The 20,085-nt window shown below is 36.1% G+C and carries 21 protein-coding genes; 3 read left to right on the top strand and 18 right to left on the bottom strand.

Annotated features, from left to right (window positions below; translation table 11 throughout):
- Positions 1-83 precede the first annotated feature (83 nt).
- From glpK to DJ93_RS17955, 8 genes are all read right to left on the bottom strand, one after another.
- Positions 84-1,574, bottom strand: a complete 1,491-nt coding sequence (glpK, locus tag DJ93_RS17990) for a glycerol kinase GlpK (RefSeq protein WP_042982322.1) — start codon at positions 1,572-1,574, stop codon at positions 84-86.
- 13 nt (positions 1,575-1,587) lie between these two features.
- Positions 1,588-2,409, bottom strand: coding sequence for a glycerol uptake facilitator protein GlpF (glpF, locus tag DJ93_RS17985; RefSeq protein WP_042982321.1), 822 nt, complete (start codon positions 2,407-2,409; stop codon positions 1,588-1,590).
- A 223-nt stretch (positions 2,410-2,632) separates the two neighbouring features.
- Positions 2,633-3,193 (bottom strand): glycerol uptake operon antiterminator GlpP, encoded by a 561-nt coding sequence (gene glpP / locus DJ93_RS17980; RefSeq protein WP_042982319.1) that lies wholly within the window; start codon positions 3,191-3,193, stop codon positions 2,633-2,635.
- A 174-nt stretch (positions 3,194-3,367) separates the two neighbouring features.
- Positions 3,368-3,568 (bottom strand): sporulation YhaL family protein, encoded by a 201-nt coding sequence (locus tag DJ93_RS17975; protein WP_042982318.1) that lies wholly within the window; start codon positions 3,566-3,568, stop codon positions 3,368-3,370.
- A gap of 77 nt (positions 3,569-3,645) precedes the next feature.
- Positions 3,646-4,521 carry an alpha/beta fold hydrolase gene (locus DJ93_RS17970; protein WP_042982317.1) on the bottom strand — a complete coding sequence of 292 codons (876 nt, stop codon included), beginning with the start codon at positions 4,519-4,521 and terminating at the stop codon, positions 3,646-3,648.
- Positions 4,522-4,955: 434 nt separating this feature from the next.
- On the bottom strand, positions 4,956-5,900 hold the full coding sequence (yhaM, locus tag DJ93_RS17965; protein ID WP_042982316.1) for a 3'-5' exoribonuclease YhaM: 945 nt from the start codon (positions 5,898-5,900) through the stop codon (positions 4,956-4,958).
- Between the two features lie 41 nt (positions 5,901-5,941).
- Positions 5,942-8,863: an ATP-binding protein gene (locus DJ93_RS17960; protein ID WP_042982314.1), complete on the bottom strand. Its 2,922-nt coding sequence runs from the start codon at positions 8,861-8,863 to the stop codon at positions 5,942-5,944.
- Positions 8,860-10,101, bottom strand: coding sequence for a metallophosphoesterase family protein (locus DJ93_RS17955; RefSeq protein ID WP_042982312.1), 1,242 nt, complete (start codon positions 10,099-10,101; stop codon positions 8,860-8,862). The genes DJ93_RS17960 and DJ93_RS17955 overlap by 4 nt, the downstream gene beginning before the upstream one ends.
- A 171-nt stretch (positions 10,102-10,272) precedes the next feature.
- Here DJ93_RS17955 and DJ93_RS17950 point away from each other — a divergent pair, with 171 nt between their 5' ends.
- Positions 10,273-10,458, top strand: a complete 186-nt coding sequence (locus DJ93_RS17950; protein ID WP_042982311.1) for a YhzD family protein — start codon at positions 10,273-10,275, stop codon at positions 10,456-10,458.
- Positions 10,459-10,484: 26 nt separating this feature from the next.
- On the opposite strand, the gene DJ93_RS17945 is transcribed toward DJ93_RS17950, so the two are convergent.
- Complete coding sequence (locus DJ93_RS17945; protein ID WP_042982309.1) at positions 10,485-10,847, bottom strand: hypothetical protein; 363 nt, start codon at positions 10,845-10,847, stop codon at positions 10,485-10,487.
- A gap of 154 nt (positions 10,848-11,001) precedes the next feature.
- Between DJ93_RS17945 and DJ93_RS17940 the strand changes: the two genes are divergently transcribed.
- Positions 11,002-11,142 (top strand): YflJ family protein, encoded by a 141-nt coding sequence (locus DJ93_RS17940; RefSeq protein ID WP_042982308.1) that lies wholly within the window; start codon positions 11,002-11,004, stop codon positions 11,140-11,142.
- A 72-nt stretch (positions 11,143-11,214) separates the two neighbouring features.
- On the opposite strand, the gene DJ93_RS17935 is transcribed toward DJ93_RS17940, so the two are convergent.
- From DJ93_RS17935 to DJ93_RS34430, 6 genes are all read right to left on the bottom strand, one after another.
- Complete coding sequence (locus DJ93_RS17935) at positions 11,215-11,613, bottom strand: Ig-like domain-containing protein (RefSeq protein ID WP_042984249.1); 399 nt, start codon at positions 11,611-11,613, stop codon at positions 11,215-11,217.
- 123 nt (positions 11,614-11,736) lie between these two features.
- Positions 11,737-12,171 carry a hypothetical protein gene (locus DJ93_RS17930; RefSeq protein WP_042982307.1) on the bottom strand — a complete coding sequence of 145 codons (435 nt, stop codon included), beginning with the start codon at positions 12,169-12,171 and terminating at the stop codon, positions 11,737-11,739.
- A gap of 146 nt (positions 12,172-12,317) precedes the next feature.
- Positions 12,318-12,962 (bottom strand): response regulator, encoded by a 645-nt coding sequence (locus DJ93_RS17925; protein ID WP_042982305.1) that lies wholly within the window; start codon positions 12,960-12,962, stop codon positions 12,318-12,320.
- Positions 12,952-14,169, bottom strand: coding sequence for a sensor histidine kinase (locus DJ93_RS17920; RefSeq protein WP_042982304.1), 1,218 nt, complete (start codon positions 14,167-14,169; stop codon positions 12,952-12,954). Before DJ93_RS17920 ends, DJ93_RS17925 begins: the two co-directional genes overlap by 11 nt.
- A 339-nt stretch (positions 14,170-14,508) precedes the next feature.
- Positions 14,509-15,144, bottom strand: coding sequence for an isochorismate family cysteine hydrolase YcaC (gene ycaC, locus DJ93_RS17915; RefSeq protein ID WP_042982303.1), 636 nt, complete (start codon positions 15,142-15,144; stop codon positions 14,509-14,511).
- 211 nt (positions 15,145-15,355) lie between these two features.
- Entirely contained in the window at positions 15,356-15,481 is a 126-nt protein-coding gene (locus tag DJ93_RS34430) for a hypothetical protein (protein WP_259300234.1), read from the bottom strand.
- A 559-nt stretch (positions 15,482-16,040) separates the two neighbouring features.
- On the opposite strand from DJ93_RS34430, the gene DJ93_RS34630 reads away from it, so the two are divergent.
- Positions 16,041-16,226, top strand: coding sequence for a hypothetical protein (locus tag DJ93_RS34630; RefSeq protein ID WP_042982302.1), 186 nt, complete (start codon positions 16,041-16,043; stop codon positions 16,224-16,226).
- A 207-nt stretch (positions 16,227-16,433) separates the two neighbouring features.
- On the opposite strand, the gene DJ93_RS17900 is transcribed toward DJ93_RS34630, so the two are convergent.
- From DJ93_RS17900 to DJ93_RS17890, 3 genes are all read right to left on the bottom strand, one after another.
- Entirely contained in the window at positions 16,434-16,745 is a 312-nt protein-coding gene (locus tag DJ93_RS17900) for a heavy metal-binding domain-containing protein (protein ID WP_042982301.1), read from the bottom strand.
- A gap of 308 nt (positions 16,746-17,053) precedes the next feature.
- A complete protein-coding gene (locus tag DJ93_RS17895) occupies positions 17,054-17,854 on the bottom strand; it encodes a hypothetical protein (RefSeq protein WP_042982300.1) in 801 nt (266 codons plus the stop codon).
- 180 nt (positions 17,855-18,034) lie between these two features.
- On the bottom strand, positions 18,035-19,786 hold the full coding sequence (locus DJ93_RS17890) for an S-layer homology domain-containing protein (RefSeq protein ID WP_042982298.1): 1,752 nt from the start codon (positions 19,784-19,786) through the stop codon (positions 18,035-18,037).
- Between the last annotated feature and the right edge of the window lie 299 nt (positions 19,787-20,085).

The raw sequence follows: 20,085 nt of genomic DNA, 5'->3' as shown, positions 1-20,085 counted from the left end.
GATTTCGCCTCTATAGCGCGTTGTGGTCTCTCCAAATCTCCTACCGAATTATTAACTTGTCACCATTATAACACTGTTTATGATTATTTGAAAGCTTTTGTTGCTTCAATTGCTTTTTTCCAGCCAGCATATAGCTCTTCGCTTGTTTCCGCTTCCATTGCTGGTGTAAAGCTCTTATCCATATGCCACTGTGATTTAATTTCATCTTGGTTTTTCCAATATCCAACCGCAAGACCTGCTAAATAAGCTGCACCTAAAGCTGTCGTTTCATTGATCACTGGACGCTCTACAGGAACATCTAACATATCGCTTTGGAACTGCATTAAGAAGTTATTCTTAACTGCACCGCCATCAACGCGTAATGTTTTCAGTTCAATACCTGAATCAGCTTCCATCGCGCATAATACATCTTTCGTTTGGTACGCTAACGATTCTAGCGTTGCACGAATGAAGTGCTCTTTCGTAGTACCACGTGTTACGCCAAATACTGCACCGCGTACTTCACTATCCCAGTACGGTGTACCTAATCCTACGAATGCCGGTACAACGTATACGCCGTCAGTTGATTCAACGCGCGATGCGTACTCTTCGCTCTCACTTGCATCTTTAAACATGCGCATTCCATCGCGTAACCATTGAATTGCAGAACCCGCTACGAAAATACTTCCTTCTAACGCATATTCTACTTTACCATTTAAACCCCATGCAATTGTTGTTAATAGGCCATGCTCAGAAGCAACTGCTTTTTCACCCGTGTTCATTAACATGAAGCAACCAGTTCCGTATGTGTTTTTCGCCATACCTTCACCGAAGCAAGCTTGTCCAAATAATGCTGCTTGTTGGTCACCAGCTACACCAGCGATCGGTACATTTTGACCGAAGAAATGATAATCAATTGTATGACCATATACTTCAGATGATGGACGTACTTCTGGAAGCATGCTCTTTGGTACTGTTAACATGTCTAGAAGCTCATCATCCCACTGTAAATCGTGAATGTTAAACATTAATGTACGTGATGCATTTGAGTAGTCTGTTACGTGCGCTTGACCACCAGACAATTTCCATACAAGCCATGTATCAATTGTTCCGAATAATAGATCGCCGCGCTCTGCTTTTTCTCTCGCACCTTCAACGTTATCTAAAATCCATTTTACTTTCGTACCAGAGAAGTATGCGTCAATTAAAAGACCTGTTTTTTCGCGAACCATATCGCTATAACCTTTTTCTTTTAATTCATCACAAATTTCAGCTGTTTGGCGAGATTGCCATACGATTGCATTGTAAACCGGCTTACCAGTTGTTTTATCCCATACAACTGCTGTTTCACGTTGGTTTGTAATACCGATACCAGCGATTTGTTCTGGTTTTACATCCGCTTCGCTTAAGCAAGTTGCAATAACCGCTAAAATAGATCCCCAAATTTCTTGTGCATTATGCTCTACCCAACCTGGCTTTGGAAAATGTTGTGTAAATTCTTTTTGAGCTGAATGAACAATCTTACCTTCTTTATTGAAAAGAATTGCGCGTGAGCTAGTTGTTCCTTGGTCTAATGAAAGAATATATTTTTTCATATCGGTTTCCCCCTTATGCTACTTTTCTACTATTTGTATCGCTTCCGCTTTTTTTACTTGTCATATAAGAGATTGCTAGTACAATCACAGTTGCAATAATCACATAAATAAGTGCTGCATTTTGTTTTCCTTCAAATACAACTTGATGGAATAATCCTGCAAGTGATCCACCTAAGATCGGACCAACAACTGGAATCCATGCATATTTCCAATTCGAACCGCCTTTTCCTGCAATCGGCAAGAAGAAATGCGCAATACGCGGACCTAAATCACGAGCTGGGTTGATTGCATATCCTGTTGTTCCACCTAATGATAAACCAATACTTACAATTAAGAAACCTACGATAAATGGATTTAATCCATCTGCAAATTTATTTGCACCAATTGCTAATATACCAAATACTAAAACGAATGTTCCAATCATTTCACTTAAAAGGTTTGCAAATGTATTCGGAATTGCTGGACCTGTTGCAAATACACCTAATTTTGTTCCTGGGTCTTCTGTCTCTTTCCAATGCGGTAAGTAATGTAAATATACGATAACTGCACCGATGATTGCCCCAATCATTTGCGCTACGATATAACCTGGTACATCACTCCATGGGAACGCTCCCTTAAAAGCTAGCCCAATGGTTAAAGCCGGATTCAAGTGTGCCCCACTAATTGATCCAACTGCATATGCTGCGACAGCAACCGCTAAGCCCCAGCCCATTGTAATGACAATCCATCCAGAATCTTTTGCAAACGACTTTTTTAAACTTACACCAGCACAAACGCCGCCACCAAGAACGATTAACAACGCTGTCCCTATTAACTCCCCTAAAAATGCTGACATAGTATCCCTCCATAATCAATTTAAACGCTTCAAATGTGATAGAGGTAAAATGAATGGCCATTCGTTTTTTCCAAAAGAAAAAGATCCACAGCCTACACGCTTCCATATAAAAATATAGAAACAATGAAATGTGGATCTCTTCTTTTCTCCGTCACGTTTATTAACTTGTCTATAATGTTAACCCCAAATGAAAGCGGTGTCAACGAAAATATTCACATTTTCGTCACTTTTTTTGGTAATGTTTCCACAATTCTTTTTTCGATGTCGTAATTGCTGTCGCACCAGCCCCTAAAGCCCTTTCCACATCATCTACAGTACGAATAAAACCACCTGCTAAAATCGGTACGCCCGTCCGCTCTTTCACTTCAGCGATTACATCTGTTAAAGCTCCAGGAAGCACCTCTATATAATTCGGTTTTGTCTTTTCTAAAAGGTTGCAACTCTTCTCCATCGCACTAGAATCAATTAAAAAGATGCGCTGAATTGCAACAACACCTTTTTGTTTCGCCTTCATAATGACACTCGCCTTCGTTGACAACAACCCGTACGGCTTATATTCCTGACATAAAAACTCAGTCGCATGTCCATCACTTTGCAAACCATGAATAAGATCTACATGTAAAAATACCTTTTTACCATACTGTTTCGCGAGTGATACAACACTCTTCAATTGCCCGATATGAATATCTAAAATAACGATATACTCATACGAACTATGTAATAGCTTTTCCAAATCTTTAATTTGCCTTACTGCCGGTAAAATCTTCTGCTCATGAAATTCCATTCAAAAAGTCCCCTTCTTTACGTCATCCTACTCTTTATAGTACACAATTTGGGTGAAAAGAACAGCGGATGAAGGAAATTTCTTTAGTCTGCGCGTGTCGGATTTGACCGAGTGATCGATATATTTCGGGAAATAAAAAAGTGGATAACTAATTTGTTATCCACCTACTAGCACTTATAGTAAAACGGAGTCTTTATCATTATCTTGATTACGGCGCTCCCGTTCTTCTTCTAAACGCTTCATATATACTTCGCCTTCTTTTTCAATAAACTCGTTATCCATCTCTTGCTCTTTTTTAGAAGTATATAAAACCATGTAGCCACTTACAACAATCCCAACGATAATAAGATAAATCCACCATGGTAAAGTTTCCACTCTATTTCCTTCCTTTCCTAAGACAAGCCTTGTTAGTTTCACTCTATGAAGGAAAGTACGGATTTATGATTAATATTTTACGCCTGTGGATTCTTTTCAAAAAATGCTTGTACATATTCTATAAACTCTGCTGGCTCTTGGCGAAACGGAGCATGATATCCCTTTTCAATAATATGAAATGTACTATTTTTAAATAACTGATGATACAGCTCACCATTTTTCCATGAAACACTCTTATCGTTTCGGCCCCATATAATTAAAGTCGGCACCTTTATTGCATTTGCATCCATCACAATGCGGCGCTCTCTCATTTTCGTAAGCTCATCATAATGCTTTTTATCATCTCTACTATTTTTCACTTCGTTTTTATCATAATCAGTAATCGCCGTTACAGTCTGTAAATCCGTTGATAACTCTGGCGCCTGGAAGCCCTCTTTTTGCTGGAAAGACTCTATCCCTGTTGAATCAGCTAAAATGAGATGTGTAACCGCCTCTGGATATAAGTGTGTCAAATTGAGGGACATCTCTCCCCCCATTGAATGACCAAGTACCGCAAACTGATCGTATCCAAGTTTTTTCATTAACTTATAATATAAATTTACTTGCGTAGGAAACGAATATTGAAAATCAGTCGGTTTAGAAGAACGACCAAACCCTAAAATATCAACCGCAATAATCGTATGATCTTTCGCTAGTTCTGGATAGATATCACTAAACCCATCCGAAGAACCTCCAAACCCATGAAGCATAAGTAATGGCGGCTTCCCCTCACCAATTTGCTTAAAATATATCGTCTGCCCATCAATCTGCGCCATCTTCTCTTTCGTCTGTAACTTCATCATGACAGCATCTTTCGCCTCTTCTACTTTGGCGATCGGCTTATCAACGAAATTACAAATTACTAACAAAACAAGAGCGACAAAACTAATGATATAAAACTTAAACCGTTTCAAATTTCCCGTCTCCTTTCTCATGGTGGTATTTATAAATACGTTTACTTAAAATAAGTTTTTACATTTTTTGGTTGTTTTATGTCTCTTATCAGTTGTAACTATACAGGTTACAATTTAACTAAAAAAATATAAGGTCTCCTAAAAGAGATTACCTAATCGGTACTACCCTTACATGTAACCATTATAGTTACAAAACAAAAGTAAGTCAATTCTTTTTGAATTTTTATTTACACCTTAAAATAAACAAAAGGACCTCTATGCTTGAGGTCCTTTTGTTTATTCTTATTAAAAATGATCAGCGTGTGAGTTTAATGTACAAAGACACTCATTTCACCGTAGGAACTACGGGTAGAACCTACTAACATAACTGGCGGATACGCTAGTGTTCGTAGGAATCCCCCACTTCAAGCGTAGCTAAGTGGCGGGTAGTTCAATTAATTATGAAAAGAAGGTTTATAGAACGAACGGTTATCAAGAGCAAAGACACGCTCTGTGTATTCACCTGGTTTTGTGCGTCCTAGTGCGCGATCCATCATGTTCATCTTCGCATCTAAGTTATCAATGTAGTGCAAGATTTCTGCTTCTTTTACTAATGGTGGTTTTGGGCTACCCCATTCTGCTTTTCCGTGATGAGAAAGAACGATGTGCTGAAGGATCAATACTTCTTCTCCATCAATTTTCAGTTCGTCTGCTGCTTTACCAATTTCGTTCACCATAATTGAAATGTGGCCAAGTAAATTTCCTTCTAACGTATACGTCGTAGAAATTGGGCCAGACAGTTCAATTACTTTACCAAGGTCATGTAAAATAACGCCCGCATAAAGTAAATCTTTATCTAAAGATGGGTATAGTGTAGAAATTGCTTTTGCCAAATCTAGCATTGATACGACGTGGTATGCAAGTCCTGATACGAACTCATGATGATTTTTCGTCGCTGCTGGATATTCTAAAAATTCATTTTGATGCTTATTTAATAAATGTCTTGTGAGACGCTGAATGTTCGAATTTCTCATTTCAAATATGTACTGCGTAATTTTTTCAACCATATCTTCTTTTTTCACTGGAGCTTTTTCTACAAAGTCCGCGATATCTGTTACTTCATTTTCATTGGCAACACGAATTTGTTTCACACGTAGTTGAATACGTCCTTTATAATTTTGAACATCTCCAGCTACTTTCACGATTGTTTCTGCTACATATTGTTTCTCAACTTCTGGTGATACATCCCATAACTTCGCTTCAATATCTCCAGTTTGGTCTTGTAAGATCACTGTTAAAAATGGCTTCCCATTGCTCGCGATACCTTTTGTCGCTGTTTTAATTAACAAGAAGATATCGACTTGTTCACCAACTTCATACTCTGCAATTTTCTTTTTCATTCGAATTCCTCCACCAAATCAATTACTTTTAGTATAGCATACTACTGCTTATTTTCTTTACGCACATACGTTAATTTTATAATCTGTTTTTCCGTAAAGAACGATAATAAATGAGCATGACATGTAAAGAAAATCACTTGCCTATCTTTCGTAATTTCTTTTATAAGCTCAATCGTTCGATTTGTTCTGAGCGCATCAAAATGTACAAAGCTATCATCAATAATAAATGGATAATCATACTCAAATGTCTTTGCGAGTGCAAATCGCAGTGATAAATACAACTGCTCCGCTGTCGCTTGACTTAGCTCATGACTGTAAAAACGCATACCATCGTTACGTTCAACAATGAACGGTTCTGTTTCTGATGGTGAAAAGATCTTACTATATCGTCCGCCCGTTAAATAAACGAAGTACTCTTCAGACTCTTGTAAAATACGCGGTAAGTGTACTTCATGATAGTATTGTTTCGTTTTCGTTAACACTGTTTTCGCCGTCGCATATGCAGCCCACTTTTTCACTTGTTCACGTACTTGTGATTTTTTCATTTCCCATTCGTGTAATAAATCCCCGTACGTACTACCTTCTTCTAAATTCGCAATCTCTATACGATGCTTCGCAATGCGCTCAGTCAGTTCTTTCTCTTTCGTGAGGAAGTTTTGTATACTTGTTACTTCTTGTTTTAATGTTTCTTCATAACCTTCGGCTTTATAATTTTCAGCTAATGACAAACTCGTTAAACGCTGTTCTAACAAGTCAATTTGAGGTAATAGACGCCCCACTTGTTTCTCAGCATCATCACGTTTTTCTGCTAATCTTCCTGCTTCTAAAAACATCTCTTCATTTGTAGAATCTGCAATATGCCATAACCCATCTCGTTCTACTAGAAGTTGCTTCAATTGATGCAGTAGCAATTCCGATTCTTCTTGCCACTCCGCAACCTTCTCTTTCAATTGCTTATGCGCTTGTCTTTTTTCTTTTTCCTTTTGCATACGCTCACTAGCTACATGCAAATTATCGAAATCTGCACTGCCAATAACATTTTCTAGTTTATGCTCAAAACTAGAAATCATTTCATATAATGTAGATTTTCTCTCAACTTGTTTCCCTAGTTCACGGTATAATTGCTGCATTTTTTCAATGCGTTCAAATGCTGGCAATATGTGCGCATGCGTATAAAAGGTTGGAAACATATAACGTGCTTTATACGTATCTACTTGTTCTCCTACGCGGAACGTCTCTCTTTCCCATTCTTCGTATGCTGAAACAACTTTATCATAAGCACGTTCCATTTGCTGCAATTTATAAGACTCTCTCTCAAATAACTTTCGAATTTCTTCATCTTTTTCTAATTGATAGCGAACCGACATCGCTTCTTCACTATGATGCCCGCCGGCACTTTGCTGGAGTGCAAGAAGCTCTTCTTGTAGTCCTCCTGAAGAATCTTTATATAAAACGAGCGAAAGTACGATCCCAACAAAAATAATGACACTAATCAATAACATCGCACGATTATCTAAAAATAAACTTGTTAATAACACGCCTGTATTAATGAGTAATAAAAGAAGACAAACCGTTTGCCAGCGTTTTTTCTTTTGCTGCGTGTGTGCTCGTTCCTCATATTTCCGCTTCACTCTCTCTGCACCCATACTCGTAAAGGTAACATCTTGAAATGATTTTTCCTTTTCAACTAGCGCATTTCGCTCTTTATCGGCTAACATTTGCTTTTTTATATGTCTTATATTTTCCTCTTGTGCCTCTAATTGCTCTTGTGCCACTTTAAAACGGTCATCTAATTGCATTTTTTTCGTTTCTAACTCTCTCGCTTTTTGCACCGTTTGTGTAATTAATTCTTTCGTTGCTAAACTTATATCAAAAGAAAGAACCCTCTCTTTTTCAAAAGTAACGCCAATTTGTTGCTGCAACTCTTCGATTTCTTCTTCTATATTTCCGATACTTCCCGTAATATCACGCATTTCTTGGCGTGCATTTTCATACGACATATGCTGCATACGAAGCTCTTCTACGTAACTTTCTTTTTGCAGAAGCTCTTCATCTATTTGGGTGGAATCAATTTCTGATTGCACCATCTCTATCCTTTTATGCAGTGAATCTATTTGTACTTGTAGTGGTTCAATCTTCGCTTTTATCGCTTCATAACGTGCTGTTCCATTAATAGGAAACTTCCTAGCGTCTTCTTCTAACATTTTTTCATATGTTCGTTTTTCAATGACAAGAGGCTCAAGCGCTGACAATATTTCATAATCTTGTTTTCGCTTTTCTGCCGATTCTTTCTCAGTACGAACGTAAGCGAGCTGCTCTTCACTTTTTTTTAGCTGTCCCACTTGTTTTTCATATGCACTAATCTTCCCTTGCCACTCATTCAGCTTCTCCTGAAGCTTCTTTATTTCTTGTAAAGACACATTAATTTCAGGTTTACGACCATTTGGCTTGAAACGCTGATCCATTTCTTTTTCTAACTTTTTATCTAGCTGTAATAACGCATCACTTCCGACTGCGCTTGCTGAAAATAAATAATTTCCTATTTCCACTTCATCGAGATGATGAATGTTTTGCAGACCGTGCATATCAAATGAAAAGACCGAATCAAATAAACTTTCATTCATCCCGCTTAATATATCGTTTAAAATGTCTTCATCGCCTGTTTTTCCATCCTCAAAATAAACTGTCACTTCACCAGAAGCCGTCTTTGGCAGGCGCTCAATTTTCACAAGGCCGTACTTCTCCGTTTGAACAGTGATCACTCCACCGTACTTTCCGCCTTCTTTCGGTTCATAGCGGCGCTGCCCTCTCGTTGGAAAACCGAATAAAACACTCTTCATAAACGAGCGAATCGTCGATTTTCCCGCTTCATTTTCACCGTACAACACCGTCAGCAATGAAAGATCCATTTCCACATTTTCTAATTTTCCATATCCATAAATATGGAGTTTTTTAATTCTCATTTCTTATCCCTCTCTTGCCGGAATAATTGCTCTAAAATAATACTTTCTGCTTCCTTTTGGATCTCTTTCTTTTCCTCTTCCGAAAAAGATTCAATGATATTTCGCGCTACAGGAGATGTCCAAATCGTGCGCAGTACTCCGTCCATATTCGTAAAAGAATCTAGCTCTTGAAGTACACTTCCGAAGAAATGATTGTCCTCTTTCAAGCGTTCAATTTCCGCAAAAGAAACCGTCTCATTCTTCCACTTCATCGCATATACAAAATCTTTTCGCTCTTCTCCCGCTGCTAAAATATGAAAAATCTCTTCCACACGTTTTTCATCACGCAAATAAGGAGAAAGCGGTCCTTGCCCTGTAAATATGACCGTTAAAAGAGTCCCTTCCTCTTCTTTACGCCATTCACTCATCGCTTCCGACACCGCCGTCATAAGGTCATCCACAGTTTCAAGTCCATCAATACTAACCTCTACTTCTCCCCACACTACATCCGCAGTATGAAAGAAAGAACAGTACGATCCTTGTTTCGTTAATTCAATAAAGTACGCTCCCTTTTCCCCTGTTTCCTTACGATGACGCCCTTGTATGTTACCAGGATAAATAATGTACGGATCCTCCGCTAAAACCTCACGCTTATGTATATGACCAAGAGCCCAATAATCAAACTGTTTTTCTTTCAGCTCACGAATTTGAAATGGCGCGTAGCGATTATGCTCCGCATCCCCTTCCACACTTCCGTGAAGCATTCCGATATGAAAAGGCGCGTCACTCATTTTCGTATACTGCGCCGTCATATTATCTATTACCGCTTGCTGCAAATAACTAAATCCGTAAATAGACGCTAAAAGTTCATCATCTTTATAAAATGACTTCTCCTCTACATATGGCTCAGTAAACACATGAACATTTTCCGGAAACTCAATTGCCGCCCAGCTTCCCCCTAAATGATCATGGTTACCATGAATGATATAAACAGGAATCTCATACTGCGAGAGCCTTTTCATTTGTTCTCTCACGAAAACTTGCGCCCTGAGACTTCTCGTTTCCGCATCATATAAATCCCCAGCTAGTAATACAAAATCAACGCGCTCTTGGATTGCTTTATCAACAATACGCTCAAATGATTGAAACGTACTTTGCTTCATTCTCTCCCAAACAGATGCTGGCACATTCATTTCCATCCCTTTAAATGGACTATCCAAATGTAAATCAGCCGCATGTATAAACTTTACTTGTTTCACAAATAAACGATCCTTTCTTTTTTCCGTACTCAACTACGAATAGTAATACCTACTATTCATAAAGCTTTCACTCTATTTTACCATGCAATGTCACATATTTCTTTGCATATTCTATCGATTTGTGACAAAATAGTTATAAGATTCTGATTTTAATTATTGGAGGGGATTTTCATGGGAGTATACGTTCTAACAGTCTTTGAAAAAGATGGTTCAAAAGCATTAGATGAATCATTCGAGGCCACAACAGAAAAAGAAGCGAAATCAAAAGGCGAATCTATTTTACGAGAAAAAGGATTGTATGAGCACACACATCGCTGCACATCTTCCGCAGGTAAGCTCGTTTTATTCCAGCGCTAAAAAAAGAAGCGTCATCCGCTTCTTTTTCACTCTATTATATCTTCATCACACCACGTAAACACTACATCGAGAATGCGATTACCGATACGTACGCGCTTATTCCATTTTCCTGTTTGGATCTGATGTTGCAATTCCGCTTTCATCTTTTCCGTCCAGTCGTGAATCGTTTCACTACCGTTGTACGGATATACGCTTGGAAACTCTTCCTGCATAAGATGTAAGCTCTCTGCATCAAAATGAAAATGGAAGAAGTAGTTTGCTGTAAGCGATGGTTCTTGCAATCGTAAAAAATGATCATCGATTTGCTTTCTATTTCGGTAGAAAGTAAAGATATTCACTTTTCCGCTCGTAATTTGGTCAATTTGAATTTCGTACTTCTCTATAATCACGTCTGTCCACCTCGTTATATACTACCTTTAGTATATATGTCTTTTGCAACAAAGTTAACCATTTTTACACGAAATTCATTTCCTTCATTATCATTCCCGTACCTCCAAGTACAATCAGAACAAATAAAAAACAAAGTTGAAGGGGAGCGATCGCATGTATTTCGGAAGCAAAGGTTGGTATGTAAAAGAACTTAAAAAATTAGGTATCCGCACTTACGAAGGTAAAAAACTAGAATCATATCGTACGCATGTGTTAGCTAGTTTACTTGAAAGAGCTCACAGAGAGTCGGCTTAATAGAAAAAGGAAGCGACTATTTGTTGCTTCCTTTCGTTTTTATTCAATAGATTAAAATGGAATCATCATACATTAACAGTCTATCCTTACTGTTATGCTCTCTTGATAGAAACCACCTAATATTAATTGAACTTTTATTATCGAATAATCTTCCAGATGATTATTCGATAATATTTTAAATTCTCCATACTTATTAACCCGTCCGCTCCCAATAAACATATCACCACTCGTTATGACAATTGTTGCATGAGGTTCCGCACGTCCTGATACACAATTATCACCATACTTCACAGAATCTATCGTTAGTTTCTCATGAATATAATCAACTAAATCCATGCATTTCTTTTCATTCAAATTAACATTTAGGTCTTCCGCTCTCAAAAACTCACGCTTCCTACCAACCTTTTCTGAAGAGAAAACCAAATTTCCCTGCCAACTAAACCTATAAAATGTAGTAATAGGTAGAACCATCTGCGTTAACTCCCCCCATTTTTCTAAAACTTCCTTCTCATTTTTTATCAACTGCAATCTCTGAATGAATTTACAGCTATACTTTCTATTTTGGGATAAAAGAAAACGGCTTTGATTTTCTAGTCAATTTCGTACTGTTAATTTGTACAGAGCATATAGAATACAGCTTTTTACTCCAGATGCAATGACAACACTATATACAAAGAACCATGCCCCATTCAATGTAACTCCGCCCTCAAATATATGAAAAATAATTATGTTACCAATTATTAAGAAAATCCATGAAACGAAATACTGCCTTCCGTTTTTAATATATAAAATTTCATCCTCATAATAGACTTTAATTGCCCCACCTTGCCAAACACCAATAGCAAGAGCAAAAAGTGTAATCGCCAGTAACTCCGCTTGTAAATCCCAAGTCATGGGATGCGGCATTGTATATGTAACGATCCCTATCATCATTAGAAAGATTAAAATATCTATCCAGTTCACTTTTCTTTGTTTGCTTTGCATCCAAATAAAGAAAATGACTACAGAAAGTAAAAACAAAGTTACCATATTAATTATTCTGCTTCCTTTCCTATATGAGAAACGTCTGTAACGTTACTAATCTTTGGTACTCTCTGTAGCATATCAGGAAGAAGAAATAAAAAAATCGTACAAAAGGGCAAGCCTGTAATGTACGATTGGGCATATATAATATTTTAAAAATGAATTAACTTCCTTTCAATAGATACAGCTACCGCTTCTGATCGTGAATTAACACCTAATTTATTGTATATATTCGTTAAATACGCTTTTACCGTTCGCTCAGCTATTCCCATATCAAATGCAATTTCTTTGTTCTTATATCCGCGTGCAATAGCTTTCAACACAAACATTTCTTTTTCCGTTAAATTATTTTCTTCAATCCTATCGGTATGTACTTCTTTCCTTTTATAATTCACTATCTTTTCCATAATATGTGGTTGTAGTAAAATCTCACCCCGAATAGCCGCTTCCAACGTTCGAAACAAATTATCACGATCCGTATCTTTTAGCAAATATCCTTTTGCTCCTAACCCAATTCCCTTTATCATTAATTCATCTTCATTATAAGTAGTTAATATAATAATTGGCGTATTATCTTGTTTTTTATTTAAAACCTCAATTGTTTCTAAACCACTCATTTTAGGCATATTTAAGTCCATTAAAATGACATCAGGTTTCTTTTCCTCTATGAAAGAAAGAGCCTCTTCTCCATTTGCCGCCTCACCTATAATTTGAAATGAGTCACTCGTTTCTATTATTAATTTCAGACCTTCTCTTACAACGAAATGATCATCAACAATTAATACATTATACTTCATGTCTATCTCCTTCGTTACTTATTGGTACTTGAATATGTACTTTTGTACCCTTCATCTTCTCACTCGATATGTGTATTTCTCCTTTAATCAATCGAACACGCTCATTTAGGCCAATCAAACCATAATGTCCAGGATTTTTACCGATATATCTAGTATCAAAACCAATTCCATTATCTTCAACTATGATAGTAAGTTTCTCAAGGTCATCTACATATTCAACTTTTAACTTTACATCTGTTGCCTGTGAATGTTTTGCGATATTCGTTAAACATTCACTCATTATATATAAACAGTGCTCCTTTACTAAACTTGAAACATACGGAGGACTTTGAATAGTAAATCCCACATGTATAGACGTAGCCTCAGAAAACCGTTGAACCTCTTCCTCTATCGCTTTATGAAACGAATTCGTAGTATGACGTAAATCGTCAATAACTAACCTTGCATCATGTAATGTTTGTCTCGCTCTTACCATCGTTTGTTTAAGAATCTCTTGAGATCGCCCTGTATTCCCTTTTTGCATATGAGCATCCATTGCTTCCAATTGCATAATTAAACTTGCTAAACCTTGCGCTAACGTATCATGTAAATCTCTTGCCATTCGTTGTCTTTCATTAGCTAATGTCAGTTCTTCCACTCTCGTATATGCAAACTCTAACTCTTGAATGTATCTCTGTATACGATTACGTGCATCAAATTGTTGCTTATTAATGTAAGAAAAAGGAACAATAATTGCTAATACTAAAAGGAACATAGAGAGAAGAATAGATAATTTATTCACACCATAATTGATACTAATTGCAGCACAAAATATTGCATACATGAAAGCAAATCCTGCAATTACTTTAAATATATTGTTATACACATATAAACTTTGTGCAATTAAAATAGGGGTTAATCCAACAAACACCGCTATTGACCCATTCGGCACAATAAAGGCAGCGAAAAATACAATGAAGAGTTGTACGAAAAAGAAGTACAATAATTGCCTATTCTGTAGCGAACTCGCATACCAATGAAAGATCGTATGAATAACAATGATGACTGTAAAGAAGAAACTATCCATAGAGAAAATGTTTTTATGAAATTCTAAAAGCATTGAAGCTATATACACAAGCGTTATCCATAAAACAATAAACCTTCTCGGAATAAACACCGCTTCTAATACGTTTGTATCCAAATCTATATTTGAATTTAATTTTTTCATATTCGACCTCCACCATTACATTATACAATAAAGTGAAACTTCCATTATTCTCCCTATTTTTTGATATATATAAGTATTGCGTTTTCCCAATCCAACATAAACATGTAGGAGCTGACTACTCCCCCCCCCTCAACCTTGATATATCGATAAGTTCACACCAAAAACGCCACCCTTTCTGTATATTTCTACAAAAAGAATAGCGTTTTTTTCGTTTTATGAATTCACTTTCTCTTTCGCTTGATTGCACCACGCAAAAGGCTAATTTCGTTTAAAATCCGTGTTTATTAGTGAAAGTCGTTCATTATGAGTTAAGATTAAAGCATGATGAATTAAGTTATTTTACTTGCTAAGCTCCCTTTGAGCTCCCATATAGCTCCCGATAATATTTTGATAGCTAGGAAGATGTTTCGCAAGTAAATCCCCAAAGCCTTCAACATCATTTCGCCAGTCACGTTGTAATTCTGCTGCAACGCTAAACCAGTTCATTAATTGAACCCCTCCGTGAGCCATACGCATAAGAGCTGCATCTGCAACTTGTTTACTAAAAGTTCCCGATGCGTCGGTTACAACAAACACTTCATACCCTGCGTTTACAGCAGATAGTGCTGGGAACGCAACACAAACGTCAGTAACAACCCCTGCGATAATCAGTTGTTTTTTACCTGTTTCCTCAATAGCTTTAACAAATTCTTCATTGTCCCACGCGTTAATCTGTCCAGGTCGAGCTATTTTTGGCGCACCAGGAAAAAGCTCAACCAATTCTTGCATGAGTGGGCCATTTGGTCCGTTTTCAAAACTTGTTGTTAAAATAACCGGTAAATCAAAAAACTTAGCGGTGTTAGCGAGAGCCAAAACGTTGTTCTTAAATTCATCAACACCATAGTCACGTACTAGACTAGAAATAAGACCAGTTTGATGATCCACTAGAAGAACAGCGGCATCATTTTTAGAAAGACGAGAATAAAGATCAGACATTTTATAATCCTCCTTTAATGAATGTAATAGAAGCAAATTCATATATCAGCCAATTCACATTAAAACTTCCACCGAAATTCACTACAAGAACGGGATTCCTGCTCGATTTCACAGTAAAACTTGCTCCTTTTCCATCATTATCTAGATAGAAGCGAGATTGAATTTCTGCTCATGTTTGAATCGTATTTTTTACTGGAACGGGATGTGTCTTTCAATAATCTTCAAAATCTGTTTTATTATCAAAACCAATAGATACTGGTTGTCCATTGAACCCTGTTGTTTTTACTTCATACGGAGAATCTTCTGCAGCGAATACGCCTCCAGCTCCGGAGAACATAATCCCAATTGTTAAAACTCCAACTACTCATTCTTCAACATAAAAAACCTCCTTCTTTATTTGAACCTATACTTCACACAATATTATATTATCTGTAAATTGTAAATAATTTAAATTTACAGATAATATAACTGTTTATTCTGAATATTTCATTTAAGCTTGACTATGTATAAACATACCTATCAAGAGTTAGAAGGAGCATCTGCGCTAGAAAGTACAAATTACATTCCAATAAGTGGTTTAAACGTGCACCTTACACTTTTGAGAAATACTTTAGTAGTGATTTTTGGGTAATATCGTATTCCTTTGAAATCAAGTGATACAATACGAATGGTAGCAAAGGAGAAAACAAATGAGTCTAAACTTTGCTCTATCCCTTCAGGTGGAGTAGAAAAAAATGAAACATTTGAAGAGTATTGTATTCGTGAGGTTTAGGAAGAAACAGGTTATCAAATCGAGGAAAAGCGCTTCAAAAGAAGCGTCTTTTCCGATGTATAATGAAATACTCTATTTTTAGCAAAATACTGATTATCCTGTATCATCATTACCAAATACAAATATGAAATATTGCATATCAAAATGTATTGATGCTTCTGTAGGCGCTCACTATAATAGGGGTATAAAGATTTATTACATCTTACTACTTAAAGAAGGAGGGAATAATATGGAAATCGCAATGGCAGTTTTAAAATTTGTAGGTGGAGTCATTCCATTAGTTCAAGAACTTTTAAAAGCATTCATGTAAGTTTATCATTCAGCAATTATTTAATTATTTATAAGAATTATCACACAAATGATCTGCATATCAAAGATGAATTGATATGCAGATCATTTGTGTGAGCAGACTTTAAACAAGAACCATTTATCCTAACAGGACAATATTAAAATTTCCCCAATAAAAAATCCCCTTAAAGTACATACACTTTAAGGGGAGAGCCTGTTTTCTATCTTATTATATACGTACAGCCGTACCACTTACGGCAACCATTAACATACCATCACGAACAACTTCGTAGTCTACGTCAACACCAACGATGGCATTAGCACCTTTTTGTCTTGCAAGTTCTTTCATTTCTTCCATTGCAATATCGCGCGCTTCTTTTAATTTGCTTTCATATGCACCAGCACGGCCACCGACAACATCACGAACTGAAGCGAATAAATCGCGGACAATATTTGCACCCATAATAGCTTCACCATTTACAATATCAATATACTCAATAATCTCTTTACCTTGAATTCCAGACGTTGTTGTTACAATCATGACTGACACTCTCCTATAACCTATAATTTTTAATTGGCGTTTCTTATGTCTTTATTATGACATGAAAAAAGTAGCTAAACTATTTAATTACCTTACAAGAATGTGACATTTTTGTAATAAAGATAAAAAGATAAACTATTTTACTCGTTTTCTATTCAAATTTCTTTAAAAGTTAAGCGAGAAATCAAAAAGCCAATATCTCGTAAGATATCAGCTTATTTTACAATTAAAGGGTATTGATTTTCTTTACTTGTAATGGAATCGTTATGATGTATAAATCTACAGCATAATAAGTAATCCAAATCCCTTTACACACTCGTTCTATTTTTTCTCATTTCAATTATGCTTAAAATATAAAGAAAGACTCCTACAGCAATCATTTTTTCATGCTTAGATAGATTTGATCCTAACGTAATCGTAGGCACGTTTAATCCCATAAACCTTTCACTCCATTCTATGGGCATATATCCTTGCTTACCAATTGCTAATGTACGTCCATCTATTGTGCGAAGAGTCGTTTGAATAAAATCACACTCAACTTCTATATCAGACAACTTTGTTGCTTTATCAGTCATTAAAGGACCACGGATCGTTCCAAATGTTTGTATCCTATTTTCTTTAAACATACCTATCTCGTAATAATTTGAATCACAAATAACCCAATCATAACCATTCTTTCCACTATGAAAATATGCAAGAATTTCCCCATTACTCGTTTCCAATCCAAAAACGTCCCTATTCCTTAAAAAAGGTATGACTGAAAAAATAATATTAGATGATATTGTCTTTGTTCCTGCGATATATCCACCATCAGGATGATATAGGCCAAATTGCTTATTTCTTTTAGGTAATCCTAATAAAACAAAAGTATCTATATCCCAAAATGTTTCATTGCTTTTCACAGCATTCTTTTGTATTAACTTCCCTTTTCTAAATTGCCAAAATCCAATTCCGAAAAAAACAAGCGAAACGATAACAATAAATATTGCCTCTCCCCAATTCACATTTCCCCACTGATCATATATAGCGCATAGTGCAAAAATAAAAACAACCGTTCCAATAAGAAACTTAACACTCGCTTTCCTTTTGTAATAATCAAACAATTCCATTTGTACATCTCTACCCCTTATTTTTATTTTTCAATTATTAATGTATCAAAAATAAATGATAACCTCTATACAATCATTAGAAAAACCTTCCAATGCATCCTTAATGACATACAATTGTTCCTTTCTCTTTATCTGTAAAAAACAAAGAAAGGCATCTGTTTCAGATACCTTTCCTCATTTTTAATATGTAAACGTAATCGTTAATAACGAATAACCTTCTTTTGCATTATAAGGCGCTGCTTGGTAGGAAACATTGTTCGCACCTTTTGGGAAACCTATTTCTCCAATTGCTTTCTGTACATCTTGCATCGCACCATTCATCGATTGTTTATAAAGAACTTCAATTTTCTCTGGCTTTGCTACATAGCGTTGTTGCATCTTACTTTTTAACTCATTGTAGCTATTCGCAATGTACTCACCTGATAAATAATTTAACTTTGTATCGTTTAATATTTGTTTATATACAGATGATTTAGCTCCACCAGCTGCTATCTTATTTGTAAGTACATCATAATAATTTGTAGTAGCTTGTGGGTATTCACTTCGATTCCACTCGTGATCTTTTGCAAGTTGCCCATCAGATAGGTTGAAATAAGAATACGTTACTCGTCCTTGCTCATCAGGTATTGGATCATCAAATGTTGTATCAAGATGGTACCATTTATTATCGATTTTTACTAAATTCCAAGCATGTGCCTGTCCGTTTCCAGTACCCGTTACAATATGAACATCAATTCCAGCTTCTTTCAGCAATTGATAAGTTAATAGAGCGTAACCTTGGCAAACCGCAGAACGATTTGCTAGTGCCTCATATGCTGTATAAGCTTGGTAGGAAGTATCATAAGAAACATGTTTTACAACATAATCATGAATAACTTTTACTTTCTCATGCTCATCCATTCCATTTTGAATCATAGATTGAACAATTGCTTTCGCTTGCTTCATTACATATGCTGTTTGCTCTTTTGACTCACGGTATGAGATATTTAAAGTAAACGTATAATCTCCTGATGAACCAGAAAGAGAATATGAAACTTGTTTTATCGTATGCTTTGCGTATTCATTTTTATTTACAGCTTCTGTATAGGCATTAACAAGCGTGTCCATCACTTCTTGCCTATTACTATTTTTTGCTTTGTAATTAAGTGTAATCGTTCCTTCATACGCATTAATATGTGTTTGCAACTCATTTTTAAATTCTTCTAATAGTTGCTGATCCCCTTTACCAACTACTTCCTTAGGGTCTTGATTTACTCGTTTTTTATATTCTAAAGCATTGTATAGAAACTGCGCATATTGTTCACGCGTTACCGTTTTATACGGCTCAAATTTTCCATCTCCTGTACCTGCTGCAATCTTATTTGACTGTACGGCACTAATAGCCTCTTCTGCCCAAAAATGATTTGGCACATCAGTAAATGTATGTTTTTGGTTTGCAGAAACATGAAAAGCATTTTTAATAATTTGTGCCATTTCTGCACGACTTACAGAATCTTTCGGTCGGAAGCTTCCATTTCCATCCCCTTTAAAAATCCCTACATTCGTTAAAGCTAAAATTTCTTCAGGAAACATGGTAGCATCTGAACGAATATCACGATAAGGATTTTTAACTTTCGATCCATCTTTCAATACATAAAAGGCATTATCATTACTAAAAGTGCCACCCTGTTTGCTTGGAAACAGTACGCGATAAATTAAAGCCGCTACCTGCTCCCTCGTTGCGACGTCACCTAACCCAAATTTTCCATCCCCATAACCTGCAATAATATTTTGGCTTGCTAAATCTTTAATAGCAGGATATGCCCAGTGTGTTTCTGGGACATCAGAAAAAGACTGGGTTCCAGCAGCTTTAACAATACTATCATTTGTGTATATTAAAGCACCGCTTATAAGTGTTATTGATGTAATTGATTTTAATAGTTTTGTGTACATGATGATTTCTCCTGATATATCATTTATTCTAGTTATTTTCTTTATGTTCGATTTATGTCGAAAAATCTGACAAAAAAAAGACAACAAAAAACATTATACAATTAAAACCTTTCAAACGATACATTAAATTTATGAATATGCAAAAAAGCATACAGTAAAATTTCAACCCGTATTGAACCTACATTGTTCACCAAATTTGAAGATGGAGACTTACTACTCATAACTAGCTGAATACATTAGACACATACAATCGCTCAAAAACTGAAATTTTTCACAAAATAAAAGAAGAGATGCTTTTA

Source organism: Bacillus clarus (assembly GCF_000746925.1).
GTDB lineage: Bacteria > Bacillota > Bacilli > Bacillales > Bacillaceae_G > Bacillus_A > Bacillus_A clarus.
Note: the sequence above shows the minus strand (reverse complement) of the source record. Positions and strands in the feature narration are given on the sequence as shown.

What these genes read in the sequence shown, in the direction of transcription:
- glpK (WP_042982322.1), bottom strand. Translation starts at nt 1,574, where the DNA reads ATGAAAAAATATATTCTTTCATTAGACCAAGGAACAACTAGCTCACGC.
- glpF (WP_042982321.1), bottom strand. Translation starts at nt 2,409, where the DNA reads ATGTCAGCATTTTTAGGGGAGTTAATAGGGACAGCGTTGTTAATCGTT.
- glpP (WP_042982319.1), bottom strand. Translation starts at nt 3,193, where the DNA reads ATGGAATTTCATGAGCAGAAGATTTTACCGGCAGTAAGGCAAATTAAA.
- yhaM (WP_042982316.1), bottom strand. Translation starts at nt 5,900, where the DNA reads ATGAAAAAGAAAATTGCAGAGTATGAAGTTGGTGAACAAGTCGATATC.
- DJ93_RS17960 (WP_042982314.1), bottom strand. Translation starts at nt 8,863, where the DNA reads ATGAGAATTAAAAAACTCCATATTTATGGATATGGAAAATTAGAAAAT.
- DJ93_RS17950 (WP_042982311.1), top strand. Translation starts at nt 10,273, where the DNA reads ATGGGAGTATACGTTCTAACAGTCTTTGAAAAAGATGGTTCAAAAGCA.
- DJ93_RS17940 (WP_042982308.1), top strand. Translation starts at nt 11,002, where the DNA reads ATGTATTTCGGAAGCAAAGGTTGGTATGTAAAAGAACTTAAAAAATTA.
- DJ93_RS17935 (WP_042984249.1), bottom strand. Translation starts at nt 11,613, where the DNA reads ATGGTTCTACCTATTACTACATTTTATAGGTTTAGTTGGCAGGGAAAT.
- DJ93_RS17930 (WP_042982307.1), bottom strand. Translation starts at nt 12,171, where the DNA reads ATGGTAACTTTGTTTTTACTTTCTGTAGTCATTTTCTTTATTTGGATG.
- DJ93_RS17925 (WP_042982305.1), bottom strand. Translation starts at nt 12,962, where the DNA reads ATGAAGTATAATGTATTAATTGTTGATGATCATTTCGTTGTAAGAGAA.
- DJ93_RS17920 (WP_042982304.1), bottom strand. Translation starts at nt 14,169, where the DNA reads ATGAAAAAATTAAATTCAAATATAGATTTGGATACAAACGTATTAGAA.
- ycaC (WP_042982303.1), bottom strand. Translation starts at nt 15,144, where the DNA reads ATGTCTGATCTTTATTCTCGTCTTTCTAAAAATGATGCCGCTGTTCTT.
- DJ93_RS34430 (WP_259300234.1), bottom strand. Translation starts at nt 15,481, where the DNA reads ATGTTCTCCGGAGCTGGAGGCGTATTCGCTGCAGAAGATTCTCCGTAT.
- DJ93_RS34630 (WP_042982302.1), top strand. Translation starts at nt 16,041, where the DNA reads ATGAAATATTGCATATCAAAATGTATTGATGCTTCTGTAGGCGCTCAC.
- DJ93_RS17900 (WP_042982301.1), bottom strand. Translation starts at nt 16,745, where the DNA reads ATGATTGTAACAACAACGTCTGGAATTCAAGGTAAAGAGATTATTGAG.
- DJ93_RS17895 (WP_042982300.1), bottom strand. Translation starts at nt 17,854, where the DNA reads ATGGAATTGTTTGATTATTACAAAAGGAAAGCGAGTGTTAAGTTTCTT.
- DJ93_RS17890 (WP_042982298.1), bottom strand. Translation starts at nt 19,786, where the DNA reads ATGTACACAAAACTATTAAAATCAATTACATCAATAACACTTATAAGC.